A 14405-nucleotide genomic window follows, 5' to 3' on the forward strand; every position below is an offset into this window, starting at 1 on the left:
ATTAAAAAGATTAATTGCAGGATAAATACAATAATTGCATACTAACTAAGATTATTTGCATACTAATCCGATTAATTTCAGGATAAATGGAATCATTGCATAATAGCAAATTTCACACACAAAAAAGGAGCTATTCTCACGTGATGAGAATAGCCCGAAAAACGAATATTCTTCGAGAAAAATCAGTCACCAACAATCAACTATTTAACTTTTCAAAAATTTGCTATAAAGTATAGAAAGAACTTAATAGATTGTCTATTTTAAGGTGGTTCCATGATTAGAAACTTTATGAATTTATCTATACAGAAAAAATTAATGATATTTTTTACATTTATCGTGATGGTCCCATTGATTATGCTTGGGAGTTTTACTTATCAAAAGTCATCGGAGATCGTGACCGAGCAGGTCAGTGAGAGTGTGCTGGAACGGTTGATTCAGGTTAATACAAATCTATCTTTTTTTACAAAGGATTTGGAACAGGTAAGTAACTATATTTATCGTAATGAAGTTGTGCAGGATGCGTTATTAAAAAGTCCAGACCGAAGTGATTATGAAAAGCATGAGGACTTTCAAGCAATCACTTCTCTTTTCGATACGGTTAAAGGCTCGAAAAACTGGAACCTGCTTTTTTATGTGATGGGTTTTAATGGTGACCGGTATTTTACTGGAGATTATTTGCCGAACCAGTATGAACATTATAAGGATAACTGGGGAATATTTAGAAAAGCACGAGAAGCAAATGGTGCCTTGGTTTGGGATACCCATTACACCATTAAGAAGGTTGAGGACCAAGATATCGTCTTGAGTGCTAGTAGACTTATCAAGAATCCAAAAACGGGAGAACCTGTAGGGTATCTGGTTATCGATGTTCTCGAATCTACGATTGCTGATATTTATCAGCAGAAGACGAAAGAAATATCTCAACTGTTTCTCTTGGATCAGAGTGGGTATGTTATTTCTGGATATCCTAACAAAGCAACAATAGGTATGAGATTGGATCACCCGACATTACCGACCATTTTGGAGGGTACTCGCGGATATACAAGAACTAATTGGAACGATGAATCAACGATTTTAATCTATGATACGAGTGAGGATTCACATTATAAAATTGCAACCTTTATACCAGAAAGCACCGTAACAAAAAATAGTAACTTACTTGGTTATATAACGATTATAGTAGCGTTAATTAGTTTTATTATTGCAATATGGATGTCATACTTTTTTTCAAAGTCACTGACCAATCCGATTCAAAGCTTGAACCGTTTATTCAAGAAGGTACAAAGAGGGAATCTTGATGTAACGTATAAAACAACATACTCTGATGAGATTGGATCATTGGGAAATAACTTTAATAACATGGTTTCGCAATTAAAGGAACTTATAAAAGAGAGTGTTGAACGAAAGACGTTGCTGCAGGAGGCGGAAATTAAGACGCTTCGGGCGCAGATTAATCCTCACTTTTTATACAACACACTTGAAACTATGAGTGCAATTGCAAAGCTTGAAAAAGTGAAGGTTGTTAGTGAAATGTCGATTGCCCTGGGTGAGATGCTGAGGTACTCGATAAACAAAGAAAAGCAATTTGTAACACTAGAAGAAGATCTGAGGTTAATTGATTATTATCTTTTTATACAAAAGGTGAGGTTTCAAGATAAGATCAATATTACTGTCAATGTTCAAGAATCAACAAAATCATTATATGTTCCACCACTACTTATCCAGCCTATTATTGAAAATGCGATTAGCCACGGTCTTGAACTTAAAGTAGGAACAGGGGAATTAACTATTGATATCGTTGAAGATGAAACATACCTATTAATAAAAGTAGAAGACAATGGCTTGGGTATAGATGAAGATACATTAAGAACCCTTTTTAAGAATGCACCTGTAAAAGAAGATCATACAGGGATAGGTCTTGAAAATGTGAGAAGACGAATCGAAATTTTCTTTGGTAGGGAATACGGCCTTTCTATTACTAGCAAAAAAGATTGTGGAACGACTGTAATGATGAAGCTCCCAATCATAAGAGATAGGAGGAATTTGCTCTGATTAAGATGGTTATTGCAGATGATGAGTGGATGATAAGAAAAAGCCTTGCTGAAACAATTGATTGGGAGCAAATGGGGGTTACTATTTGTGGAGTTGCTGCCAATGGGAATGAAGCTCTGGAAATAGTGAAAAGTGAAAAGCCGCATATACTTCTTACCGACATTCGTATGCCGGGTTTGTCGGGCCTTGCTTTGATTGAAGCGATAACAGAGGTTAACCCTAAAATGAAAACGATCATTTTGACGGGATATAGTGAGTTTTCATACGCACAGCAAGCAATTCGCTTAGGTGTAACTGATTTTCATCTAAAACCAATTGATGAAATAGAGTTAAAAAAGAGTGTCGGTTCAATCGCAATAGGCATTGAGAAGGAGGAGCAAGATAGAGTTGCTACCCTAAAAATGACTGTGTTAGCGATTATGAAGGGCCAATTAAATTATGAGTCGAGTTATCTTGAAGGATCCCAAGACCTTTTTACATCGTATCGGGTTGTTTGTATTGAGAAAGCTCAAACATCGATGCGAAATCTATTGCCGAGCCTGCCTCATCAGTGGCTCCTGATAGATGAAAAAAGTGACGGGTTACTACTTTTATATAATCTTCAAAATAATAAAGAGGAAACAGAATCAATTAAAGCATTTTTCGAAGAACAGTATTTGTATGGTGGAGTGAGTGAACTCTCTGATGACGCAAGCGAACTGCCTACTTTATATAAACAAGCGCAGCTAGCGAAGGAGCAGAGAAAACAAGAAAATCGAATTGGATGCACATTCTATGAACAACACGAAATGCCGATCAATATTCAAGATCTACTAGACTATATACACAAACATTATTGTGAACAACTTTCATTACATGAATTGTCCGCAACCTTTTATATATCAGACAGCTATCTAAGTAGAATCTTTAAACAATACACGGGACAAAACTTTATCGATTATGTGACGGTCCTAAAAATAAACCGAGCCAAAGAGCTCCTTGCTCACTCCTCACTAAAAACAAACGAAGTTAGCAAAGCTGTCGGCTACACAGATCCAAGGTACTTTAGTCAGATTTTTAAGAAGTATACAGGGTGTACGCCTTCGGAATATAGGAGTGCGAAACCTTAGTTTATGAGACTTGAGTAAATCAGGTCTCTATTTTGTTTTCAGTACTGTGTTGCGTTTTTAGCTTTTTATGGAAAACTATCTTTTATCTGTTAATCATGATTTCAGAAGGGTGGTTGGAGCGGATGACACGAGACTCCTCGAAAATGCTTTGCATTTTCTTCGTGCGTGGGAGAATTCAAAGGAGCCTCTCAAAGTCCTGCCGGAAAAGCAAAAGGAACGTCTACTAACGACCGCCACGTCCTGTGGCGAACGTAGACGTCAGCACATCCTGTGCAAGTCAGGTGAGACCCCGCAGGAGCCTGCGACTTGTCTAGCTTCAGCGGCTAGAAACTCGAGAAATTTCAACTCCTCCGCCAGAGGCAAAAGACGCCTCTTTTGTCGGAGTCTCCAATTTCCTCGTTTCTGACCAAGCCGCTTCAGCATTTCAGTGAGGAGGCTCACGGTCCGCCCGCGGAAAGCGAGTGTCAGGAGCGGAAATCACCAAACTATGTAAAAAAAGCATGTCTTTGTATAAAACAAATAGTAGCAATCTTTTAAAAAGAAGTAACTCGAAAAATAACAAACATCTACGAAAAAATACCACATTGTAATCGCTTCCAAACAAAAATATACTTTGTATATTCTACTGAATTCAAATAAGGGGGAAAAGGTAGTGAAAAAAACGTTCGCATTGTTTCTTGCACTAGTGTTAATGCTTACTATGGCTGCATGTAGTGGCAAGGAAGAAACAGGAAGTAGCAATAAAGAAGAAGGTGGAGAGAAGTCTACTAAAGTAACAGTCTACTCACCACACCAAGCAGAAATTATTAACCCAATTATTAAAGAGTTTCAAGACAAGACAGGTATTACAGTTGAGCTTGTATCTAGTGGTACTGGTGAACTTTTAAACCGTGTTGAAGCAGAATCAGCAAATCCACTTGGAGATGTATTCTGGGGTGGGGGAGCAGAATCTCTTGAAGCTTTCAAAGGCCACTTTGAAGCATACCAAGTAGCAGACGATGCAAATATTCCTGATGCATATAAGAGCTCAGATGATCTTTGGACAGGCTTCTCTGCTTTACCAATGGTTATCATGTTAAACAAAGATATGGTAACTGATGCAGATGCTCCGAAATCATGGGAAGATCTATTAGATGCAAAATGGAAAGGTAAAATTGCATATGCAGACCCTGCAAAATCAGGCTCTTCTTATACGCAATTAGTAACAATGCTAACTGCATTCAGCGATCAAAATGATGGTTGGGATTATGCAGCTGACTTTGTAAAGAACTTAGATGGAAAAATCCTAAGCGGCTCTAGTATGGTATACAAAGGTGTTGCTGATGGAGAATTCCCACTTGGTGTAACACTTGAAGAAGCAGCTTACCGCTATATTGCAGGTGGAGCAAATGTAGACGTAGTTTACCCTAGTGAAGGTACTTCTGCTGTTCCTGATGGTATGGCATTAATTAAAGGGGCTAAAAACAAAGAAAATGCTCAAAAATTCTTAGACTTCTTAGCTAGCAAAGAAGTTCAAGAGCTAATCGTAACTGAATTTAATAGACGTTCAGTTCGTGATGATGTGAATGCACCAGAAGGGCTACCTGCTACAAAGGATATCCCAATGGTTGACTATGACTTTAACTGGGCATCTGAAAACCAAGAAGATGTAATGAAGAAGTTCCAGGATCTAATTATCGGTAAATAATAGGTTGAGAGAATCGTTGATAGCTAACGATTCTCTCTTTAATAGGAAGGATGTAAGGAAAGTGACACAGGTAAAAATAAATGAGGTATCCAAATATTTTGGAGACGTAAAAGGTGTAGACAACGCAACAATCGACATTCAAGAGGGAGAATTCTTTACGCTGCTTGGCCCAAGTGGATGTGGTAAAACAACCCTTCTTCGTACACTAGCGGGTTTTTATCGACAAGAAGAGGGAGATATTTACTTCGATGAAACCAATATCAATGATACACCTACTCATAATCGTAACATTGGTATGGTATTCCAAAGCTATGCGATTTTCCCTCATATGACGGTATTTGAAAATGTCGCATATGGATTGAAGGCAAGAAAAGTTGGAAAACAAGAAATCCAAAAGAGAGTAATGGAAGCACTCGAAATGGTTGAACTTGCTCATTTAAAAGACCGCCAGCCGTCTGACATGAGTGGTGGGCAGCAACAACGTATTGCACTTGCAAGAGCAATTGTCATCCATCCAGGATTATTATTAATGGATGAACCACTATCAAACCTTGATGCAAAGCTCCGCTTAAAAATGAGGTCCGATATTCGTGAGTTACAAAAGAGACTTAGTATTACTACCATTTATGTTACGCATGACCAAGAAGAAGCACTTGCAGTCTCTGACCGCATTGCTGTGTTAAGCAATGGGAAGATTCAACAAATCGGAAAGCCACATGAAATTTATTTAACTCCTAAAAATCAATTTGTTGCAAATTTCATCGGTTCTACTAATTTTCTTTCAGGAAAAGTAAATGGCAGCGGAGAAGTGAATGTAGAGGTTGAAGGAGTTCAACTTCCAATTAAACTAGCAAAGCCGTATTCAGGAGAAGTAATCTACTCAATTCGTCCAGAACAAATTAAGGTCATTCGCGACCAAAATAAAAATCTTGGACCAACTGTAAAAGGGAAAATTGTTGAAGCTGTTTTCCTAGGTGAAAAGGTAGAGTACAAGGTTGAACTAAAGGATTCTGGTGAGTTTATTCAGGTACATGAACATGCCGTTCCATATTACCAATTAATGAATGAAGGTGAAGGGGTGGAGTTATACTTAAACCCTGAAGAATCTGTTGTGTATACCGAGGACGGAGAGGAGGCACTAAATCTCCATGGAAGCACCAATTAAACCAGCACCGATGAACCGGACAAAAAAGTCAAAGAAGATAAAATGGGATTTTTGGAATCTAGTCATGATTGCTGCATTTGCATTAATCCTATTGTTTTTACTATATCCCCTATTTAATATATTTGTGAAAAGTTTTTACTATGAAGGTAAGTTTAGTCTAGAAACATATAAGGATTTCTTTACCCTCAAGTATTACTATGGAGCCCTTATTAACAGCTTTATCGTGTGTATCTCAGCTACCTTTTTTGCAACACTTATCGGTGTACCGGTAGCTTACATCATGACAAGATTCGATATTCCGTTTAAGGGACTCATCCATATTCTTATCATTTTAACATTATTATCCCCTCCATTTATTGGAGCTTACTCATGGATCTTAATGCTTGGTAATAATGGATATATAACTAACTTCCTTCATGATCTTGGCCTGAATGTAAAATCAATCTACGGATTACACGGGATGATCTGGGTATTTTCAATCCAGTTTTACCCGCATATATATTTATATGTTTCAGGAGCATTGAAAACAGTAGATAGTTCCCTAGAGGAAGCGGCAGAAAGCCTAGGTAGTCAAAGATGGAGAAAGCTGCGCACAGTCACTTTACCACTAATCTTTCCTACTCTTTCAACCGGGGCATTAATGGTATTCATGGCATCATTTGCTGATTTCGGAACACCGATGTTATTAGGACAAGGTATTAAAGTATTACCAATCCTAGCATATGAACAATTTATAAATGAAATGGGCTCAAACCCTGCGATGGCAAGTACTCTTAGTATGATATTACTAGCGGTAAGTACGAGTATCTTATTTTTACAAAGATATCTTGTTACAAGAAAGTCATTCTCGATGAGTTCCATGCGACCACCAAAAGTAATCAAGTTAAAGCCATTACAGAAGTTTTTCGCGATGTTGTTTATTGCGATTGTTGTTGGAGTTTCAATGATTCCTCAAGCAACTGTTATTTACACTTCATTCTTAAAAACAAATGGTCCTGTATTTACAAACCAATTCAGTTTGGATAGCTATCGCGAAATTTTATTTAAAGTTCCACAGGCGATTATCCATACATTTACGTATTCTTCAATTGCGATTGTGTTTATGGTTATTTCCGGATTGTTACTTTCATACGTCATTGTAAGAAGAAACTCGAAGCTATCTTCACTATTAGATGCTTTTATTATGATTCCGTATGTTATCCCAGGAACAGTTCTAGGGATTAGTTTAATCATTGCTTTTAATAAACCACCAATGGTTTTAACAGGAACATGGATTATCCTGGTGATCGCTTACTGTATTCGAAAGCTCCCTTACACGATGCGTTCGAGCACAGCGATTCTCTATCAAATTGATAAAAGTGTGGAAGAGGCGTCAATTAGTTTAGGCGTACCGCCAATGAAGACATTCTTTAAAACGACGGCAGTTTTAATGTTGCCTGGTGTTCTATCAGGAGCGATTTTAAGCTGGGTAACGACAATCAATGAGTTGAGTTCAACGATTGTGCTTTATGCAGGTCATACTGCCACAATCACGGTTACAATCTACCGAGAGGTATTTACGGCAAACTTTGGTACTGCTGCTGCATTAGCATCAATACTATCATTCTGTACAATTCTTTCGTTAGTAGTTGTTAATATGTTATCAGGTAAAAAAGGTATATCAATGTAATGTAGGTTGTCCTCTATCCGCGCTATAATAATTATATTGAGTACAGATAGGGGACTTACTTTTATGAGAAGAATTTTATTTTTAATAAGCATTTTTACCATCATTGGATTAGGGCTACTATTATACAAATTGAGACCTGAGGAAGAGTTGAACCGTCAAGCAAAGGTTGAACAAAAGCTGGAAATATGGGCCTATTCTGCGGCATTACTAGATAAAGCGAAAGAATATCAGAAGGACCATCCTGAAATTGAAGTGGTTACGAAACGAGTTGAAAATGCAGATACATTGTTAGAGGAATTGTATATTGCAAATTCAGCTGGAACGCCTCCACATGTTGCAGAGGTGCCTTCCTACTATGGCTTAAGCCCTCTAGTAAAGTCAGGTTCTGTATTACAGGTTGACGATGTCATACCAAGTGAAATAAAAGCCTCGCTTGTAGAGTCAATTGAAAAGCGGTTTACATATGAAGGTAAGCTATGGGCAATTCCAATTGGATATGAAGTACCGCTTTTATATGTAAATAGTAATTTTACAGATGGTCAATCTACTACTATAGAAAAGAAGTCAATTGAGGAACTCATTTCAATTGGTAAGCAAATTGAACTGCAGCATGAAGGGATATGGGGAATACATTCTGACCCTTTATACCCATGGTATATAACCAATTTACTTCAAAACGAGGGAATTGGGCTAACCCAATTTAATGAGTCTTCTTGGGTAAAAATGAAACAAGAAGGATTAATACCTCCTTATACCTATCATCTGGCGATTACCCAGTTTGTAAATGGGGAAGGCGGCATTTTGATAAGTACCTCAAAGAACATTCAATTATTTGAAAAACTAATTGGGACAAAATTCAAATGGCAGACGCTCCCTTTTCCGATAAACGAGAAAAACCTGATTCCTAGCGGTAACGGACTCGTGTTATTCAACCATCCTGAATCGGAAAGTTTAACAAAGAACTTTATCACTTTTTTATTACAAAAGGAACAATTACAAGCATTGGCCGTTAAGGAAACCTTGATTCCTGCTTATCGTAATGTTACACAGGATCCTACTTTTATCGATTATTATCGTCAGTACCCTGGCTACCAACAAGCGATATATAGTAGTTTACAAGCAGGAGGTTTAATACCGTTAATAGATGATGAAGAGCAATGGGAAAGGATAGTGGAGCTAGACCAAAATATAATGGAAGATAGGTGAGATCAGATGAGTATTTCTATGATTGAATCACTATCAGAGGGAAAGCTTGGAGAAGCAGATTTATGTGAAGATTTATTTGTCTATACAAACGATTTTGTTGCCGTTATTGATGGTGCAACAAATATATCTGGTAGGAAAATGAATGGTAAAACTCCAGGTAGACTTGCAGCAGAAATCATAAAAGCAACAATCGAATCCCTACCAAGAGAAATTAGTTTACAAGATATGATTAAAGAAATTAATCTTTCTATGCAGCACACCTACCACGAAATTGGGTTGGTTGAAGAGATTAAGAAAAACGCATGGATGGCCCCGACAGCGAGTCTAATTGTCTATAGTGATTATCATCGCGAAGTTTGGCAAATTGGAGATTGTCAATGTATGATTGACGACAAGCTCTATAAAAACGAAAAAGTAATAGATGAGATAACAGCTAATGCGAGATCACTATACTTAGAAGCGGAATTAATTAAAGGTAAAACCATTACTGAATTACTTGAGAATGATCCCGGTTGGACATTTATTCAAGAACTGATTCAGCAGCAGTATTTTCTACAAAATGATCCTGAAAACCAGTACGGATTTGAGATTATTAATGGGTTTGAAGTTGATTTTTCAAAGGTTAAGATTATTAAGGTTCCTACAGATGCTACTTACATTGTCTTAGCTTCAGATGGTTATCCATATGTAAAGAGTAGTCTTGCGGAATCAGAGGAATTGCTACAAAAGGTCTTAACAGAAGATCCATTGTGCTTCCGTCTTTATAAGTCTGCCAAGGGATTAAAGAAAGGCAATTTATCCTTTGATGACAGGACATATCTTAAATTTTCTGTTACGAAACGAGTGGTTATCTAAATGAGTATGAAATGGTTGGAATGGGCACAGCAAATCCAGGCGATATCGCAATCGGGTTTGGCGTATTCAAAGGATGTATATGATATTGAGCGATTTAAAGAGCTACGAAACATAAGTGCAGAGATTGTTGCGGAGTATTCGAATAAAAATCTGGACGATGTTAAAAAGGTTTTTATTAATGAAGAAGGCTATCAAACTCCTAAGGTAGATGTACGGGCCGTTATCTTTCGTGAGGATAAGATATTGTTGGTAAAAGAGAAGAGCGATAACAAATGGACTTTACCTGGCGGTTGGGCAGATATCGGAATATCACCCTCCCAAAATGCTGTTAAAGAGGTAGAAGAAGAATCCGGTTATATTGTAACCCCTAAGCGGTTACTGGCGGTGTTAGATCGGAACATGCATGGGCACACACCAAACATCCACCATAGTTACAAACTATTTATCGAATGCATACTGGTAGGTGGAGAACCGAAAACCAGTGTAGAAACATCAGATGTAGGATTTTTCAGTGCTGACTCTCTACCTCCACTATCAATCGAGCGGGTTACAGAAGATCAGATAAAAAGAATGTTTGAATATAACGGGATGGAACATATTGAAGTTTGGTTTGACTAATGTGGTGGGACAAGTTGCTTGTCCCACTATTTTTTTAGCAGATAGGAAAGCATAAAATTCTTTCCTATCTGCTAAGTGCAACTACGGCTCTGCTGTCGCCTAAAGGCTCGGCATTCGCCGAGTTTTCAAATTGTGCGGGGGGAGGGAGGAATTGCATATTAAAAAGATTAATTGCAGGTTAAATACGATAATTGCATACTAACTAAGATTAATTGCATACTAATCCGAATAATTGCAGGTTAAATGGAATAATTGCATACTAGCGCCTTTCGCACACAAAAAAGGAGCTCTTCTCATGTGATGAGAAAAGCCCTAAAATTATTATTGTATTGGAAACGAACATACAACATCACCGTCAAGTACTGTGATGATCAATGAATTATTTTCAAATTTTAATTCGCCATCATAAAGAAAGGCATCCGGGTAATCAATGTCATAATACTTAAAAGTAGCAGTGTTTCCTGAAGTTAGTGTAATATCTTTAATCGCAAGTACATAACCTAACAGCATTGAATCTGCGCTGTTAATCGTTAATGGCACCTCTGTATCTGTTTCATGATTGATTACCTTACCAACTAGCTCCTTGCCAGCTAATCCAGCTATCACTTGCTTCACTGTTTTTGCATGTGGATCCCATACACCATTACTTTTTAAGAAATAATGATTGCCTTTGTCAGTTATCCAACCCGTTTTCATAGCACCGCTAGATGTAAGGAAGTACCAACTTGATCCTTCTAGTAACCATCCTTTTTTCATAGTGCCGTTTGAATTAAGGTAATACCAGTTTCCTCCGTCTAATACCCATCCTGTTTGCATGGCACCACTAGAGGCAAGAAAATACCAGCTTATACCGTCATGTATCCATCCTTTTTTCATTGCGCCACTAGAGTCGAGAAAGTACCAGTTTGAACGATCTAGCAGCCACCCTGTTTTCATCGCACCGCTCGAGTTAAGAAAATACCAGTTTCCTCCGTCTTGCAACCATCCCGTTTGCATGGCACCACTAGTACCGAGGAAGTACCAGTAACCGCTATATTTTACCCAACCAGTCTGCATTGCTCCATTCGTGCCAAGGTAGTACCAATTTCCATCATCAAGTACCCAGCCTTTTTGCATTGTGTTCGATTCATAATAATACCAGCTTCCATTCTGATATTTCCATTCACCAGAAGCTGCGTCGACTTCAGGTAAGTGTGCAAAAGTAAATAACGTAACTAACAATAATGCTCCCAATAACTTTTTCATTATGTCCTCCTTAAAAATGGTAATCTATCTACTAATCTACCATTTTTATCCATGTCGTATCAATGGGATGAAGTGCCTAGGTCCTAGTACATGCTTACAAGGCAGATACTATCCTAATGGAGGAGAGGGAAATAAAGTAACAAGCAAATTATAACTTGCCTAATATATACCGCTCTTTACCTAGAAAAAATATTACTGAATCCCTTAATGGAGGGTCCTTACGCATTAAAAGGTCATCAATAGCCGAGAGAGTTTGCGCCCCTGCGCTTCCATCTACTATCAAGTTATTGTCTTTCTGGAATTGTTTCGTGACGGCCTCTGTCTCCGGGCCGAAGCTTCCGTCCGCACTAATTTCATAGCCTGCAAGTTTTAAGTCTTCCTGATATGCCAAGACACCTGCACCTTTATCTCCACGTTTAAATACTGACACTTTAACTTCCTCCTCTATCAATTCAACACTCGCCTTTACTGCAAGACATATTTCATCTACATCATTAATAAAATTTGTCCATGAAATTCCTTTGCTCTGTAACACTTGAATTGGATCAGTTTTTCGTCCTGGATCAAGAGTGGCATGAGCAACAATGTCTTTAAGAGGATTCAAGTCATACCTCTTACACAAGTATGCGTGGTACCAAACATAGCGTTTGTATGCTTCCTCAAAGTTGATCTTGCCACCATGACAAAGCTCCACTCCAATTGCACTGTTGTTGGCATCATACCCAAACAATTTATTATCCTGAGGTTGATTGTAGCGAACATGCCACGCTTTTTCAGTTAGAGGGATTATCTCCAAGATGTATGTATCATCAATGAACGTATGAGCAGACGCTAACGGCTGATCCCGATCAAACCAATTCCGGTTTCCATGTGCCGTTGAACCAGGATTTCCTGTGTCATGACTTACAATAAAACGTACCTTTTCGAGATTTAGACCACTCCGTGAATCACCGTGTCGGATGTAATTTCTTGTGATTTTGTACATTTTTCAGCTCCCTTTGGTTGGATTTTTACTGGTGAATTTAATAACCAACTAGTGTAGCAGATCAAACTCTATCTAGTTGAGTTAGCTTTCATTATTGTTATAGTGATTTGAATGGTGGAAAGGGGCATTGAGTATAAATAATTTTTAAGACTCATTGAGCGTTATTGGTAGAGGGGGCGGGTACTTAATAAACGTCGATGTGTGTAATGTTATCTTCTATGTTATAGCGGGCTGGCTACCAATTAGGCTCTGATAGTGCTTGTTTTCGATAGATTGTGTGATTGAGAAGGTCCGCCTTAAAAGGTGGGTCTTTTTTTTGTGTTATTCAAAAGTTCCACCTAAAACCTTGATAATGCAGCTTATTCAGTCTTTGTATAGGGTGAGAGAGTGTTTTCACTATAGAAAGACAAATATTTATGGAAAAATAAGTTTTACTTAAGATTAATTTAAGAATACAATGGTAAAATTTTGATATTAATAATGTATGAGATGAGAGGTAAACGAAAAAGACTAGAGAAATGTAAAAGTAGAAGTAGTTTCTTAGAACATGAAGCGTTAGATAATAGATGTGAGGGGACAACTAAAAGTGAACAGAACTGAAAGAAGAAAGCCTAAAAAACGTTTTCGTAAGTTTTTAATCACCTTTTTACTAATAATTCTTTCGTTAAGCGGATATATATTCTATCAATATTATCAAGGTATAAAAATCGCAGAAAAAGACGCAAATCTACCAACCACAGTGAAAGAAAGCAACCAGGAATTTAACGGGGCTGATATAAAAAATACACTTGGAAAAGTTAATGTACTGTTATTAGGAGTTGATTCAAGAGGAGAAGCTGAATCACGAACAGATACAATCATGATTGCACAGTTTGACCCTAAAGAACAAACAGCAAAACTTGTCTCTGTTATGCGAGATATTTATGCAGAGATTCCAGGGTATCGAAATTATAAAATCAATACCGCTTACTTTTTAGGTGGCCCTGAGCTGCTTAGACAATCCATCAAGCAAAACTTTGATATTGATATCCAATATTATGCCTTAATAGATTTCAATGGATTTACAACGGTGGTCAACACACTGGCACCAAACGGAATTGAAATGAATGTAGAAAAACGAATGGAAAAGTATCTTGATGTAGTATTAGAACCAGGAAAACAACAGCTTAATGGTGAGGAACTTTTGTCATATGCTCGATTCCGTGCTGATTCTGAGGCTGATTTTGGAAGAGTTAAACGACAACAAGAGGTTGTTAGTGCGTTAAAAGATGAAGTATTTAGTTTAAATGGTATTTCCAAAATTCCTAAACTAGTAGGAACCATTCAACCCTATGTGGAAACGAACCTAGAAGGAATCGAAATGATGGGCGTATTGAAAGACTTCATTCTTAATAAACCTGACGAAATAGAGACGTTGCGAATTCCAATAGACAATTCGTATAGAGATGCTGAATTTCCACATGCGGGGGCCGTATTAGAAATTGATATGGAGACAAATAAGATAGCTCTAAATAATTTTCTGAATGGGGAAGAGCGATAGAAGCGGTGGAAGTGTCCTAGTGTCTCATAGATATAGGGTTAAGGTATTAATGAGTATACTTATTTGTAACTATTTTTCGCATAAATCTGTACTAATCCTAAAGTATTAATTCAATCAAACGTTTGTTTAGCGGGAGAAACCAGTAGCCGCAAAGGGATTGGAAATTAAACAAACGTTTGGTTACCTTGAACTAGGAGATGTGAAAATGCCTGTTATAGTTTTACTAAACCTCTCTAAAAGAGTATTTTAGTAGAAATTTTTTATTAAGGAACAG

Annotated in this window: 11 protein-coding genes and 1 pseudogene; 9 read left to right on the plus strand and 3 right to left on the minus strand. The window is 37.6% G+C overall.

Annotation, left to right across the window (positions count from 1 at the left end):
- Positions 1 to 273 precede the first annotated feature (273 nt).
- The 8 genes from AB3M96_RS05125 to AB3M96_RS05160 all read left to right on the plus strand — a co-directional run bounded on the left by AB3M96_RS05125 (position 274) and on the right by AB3M96_RS05160 (position 10361).
- Complete coding sequence (locus AB3M96_RS05125) at positions 274 to 2052, plus strand: cache domain-containing sensor histidine kinase (protein ID WP_412966510.1); 1779 nt, start codon at positions 274 to 276, stop codon at positions 2050 to 2052.
- A 5-nt stretch (positions 2053 to 2057) separates the two neighbouring features.
- Entirely contained in the window at positions 2058 to 3161 is a 1104-nt protein-coding gene (locus tag AB3M96_RS05130; RefSeq protein ID WP_412966511.1) for a response regulator transcription factor, read from the plus strand.
- Between the two features lie 652 nt (positions 3162 to 3813).
- The gene (locus tag AB3M96_RS05135; protein ID WP_412966512.1) at positions 3814 to 4848 is read left to right on the plus strand and encodes an ABC transporter substrate-binding protein; all 1035 of its coding nucleotides are present in this window, start codon (positions 3814 to 3816) and stop codon (positions 4846 to 4848) included.
- A gap of 61 nt (positions 4849 to 4909) precedes the next feature.
- A complete protein-coding gene (locus AB3M96_RS05140; RefSeq protein WP_412966513.1) occupies positions 4910 to 6013 on the plus strand; it encodes an ABC transporter ATP-binding protein in 1104 nt (367 codons plus the stop codon).
- Complete coding sequence (locus tag AB3M96_RS05145; protein WP_412966514.1) at positions 5997 to 7682, plus strand: ABC transporter permease; 1686 nt, start codon at positions 5997 to 5999, stop codon at positions 7680 to 7682. The genes AB3M96_RS05140 and AB3M96_RS05145 overlap by 17 nt, the downstream gene beginning before the upstream one ends.
- Before the next feature lie 63 nt (positions 7683 to 7745).
- The gene (locus AB3M96_RS05150) at positions 7746 to 8888 is read left to right on the plus strand and encodes an ABC transporter substrate-binding protein (protein WP_412966515.1); all 1143 of its coding nucleotides are present in this window, start codon (positions 7746 to 7748) and stop codon (positions 8886 to 8888) included.
- A 6-nt stretch (positions 8889 to 8894) separates the two neighbouring features.
- Entirely contained in the window at positions 8895 to 9743 is an 849-nt protein-coding gene (locus AB3M96_RS05155) for a hypothetical protein (RefSeq protein WP_412966516.1), read from the plus strand.
- The gene (locus AB3M96_RS05160) at positions 9744 to 10361 is read left to right on the plus strand and encodes an NUDIX hydrolase (RefSeq protein WP_412966517.1); all 618 of its coding nucleotides are present in this window, start codon (positions 9744 to 9746) and stop codon (positions 10359 to 10361) included.
- A 321-nt stretch (positions 10362 to 10682) separates the two neighbouring features.
- Here the strand turns inward: AB3M96_RS05160 and AB3M96_RS05165 are convergent, their stop codons facing one another.
- The 3 genes and pseudogenes from AB3M96_RS05165 to AB3M96_RS05175 form a co-directional block, all read right to left on the minus strand.
- Positions 10683 to 11606 (minus strand): PspC-like choline-binding domain-containing protein, encoded by a 924-nt coding sequence (locus AB3M96_RS05165; protein WP_412966518.1) that lies wholly within the window; start codon positions 11604 to 11606, stop codon positions 10683 to 10685.
- Between the two features lie 148 nt (positions 11607 to 11754).
- Entirely contained in the window at positions 11755 to 12036 is a 282-nt protein-coding gene (locus tag AB3M96_RS05170; RefSeq protein ID WP_412966703.1) for a peptidoglycan-binding domain-containing protein, read from the minus strand.
- Positions 12037 to 12093: 57 nt separating this feature from the next.
- A pseudogene (locus tag AB3M96_RS05175) lies at positions 12094 to 12591 on the minus strand (peptidoglycan recognition protein family protein); the annotation flags it as partial.
- A 586-nt stretch (positions 12592 to 13177) separates the two neighbouring features.
- On the opposite strand from AB3M96_RS05175, the gene AB3M96_RS05180 reads away from it, so the two are divergent.
- The gene (locus AB3M96_RS05180) at positions 13178 to 14131 is read left to right on the plus strand and encodes an LCP family protein (protein WP_412966519.1); all 954 of its coding nucleotides are present in this window, start codon (positions 13178 to 13180) and stop codon (positions 14129 to 14131) included.
- The last annotated feature ends 274 nt before the right edge of the window (positions 14132 to 14405 follow it).

The organism is Ferdinandcohnia jepli (assembly GCF_047246645.1).
Taxonomy (GTDB): domain Bacteria; phylum Bacillota; class Bacilli; order Bacillales; family Bacillaceae_L; genus Ferdinandcohnia.

Bases quoted from the DNA above. Each gene is read 5' to 3' on its own strand.
- AB3M96_RS05125 (WP_412966510.1), top strand. From the start codon at position 274: ATGATTAGAAACTTTATGAATTTATCTATACAGAAAAAATTAATGATA.
- AB3M96_RS05130 (WP_412966511.1), top strand. From the start codon at position 2,058: ATGGTTATTGCAGATGATGAGTGGATGATAAGAAAAAGCCTTGCTGAA.
- AB3M96_RS05145 (WP_412966514.1), top strand. From the start codon at position 5,997: ATGGAAGCACCAATTAAACCAGCACCGATGAACCGGACAAAAAAGTCA.
- AB3M96_RS05150 (WP_412966515.1), top strand. From the start codon at position 7,746: ATGAGAAGAATTTTATTTTTAATAAGCATTTTTACCATCATTGGATTA.
- AB3M96_RS05155 (WP_412966516.1), top strand. From the start codon at position 8,895: ATGAGTATTTCTATGATTGAATCACTATCAGAGGGAAAGCTTGGAGAA.
- AB3M96_RS05160 (WP_412966517.1), top strand. From the start codon at position 9,744: ATGAGTATGAAATGGTTGGAATGGGCACAGCAAATCCAGGCGATATCG.
- AB3M96_RS05165 (WP_412966518.1), bottom strand. From the start codon at position 11,606: ATGAAAAAGTTATTGGGAGCATTATTGTTAGTTACGTTATTTACTTTT.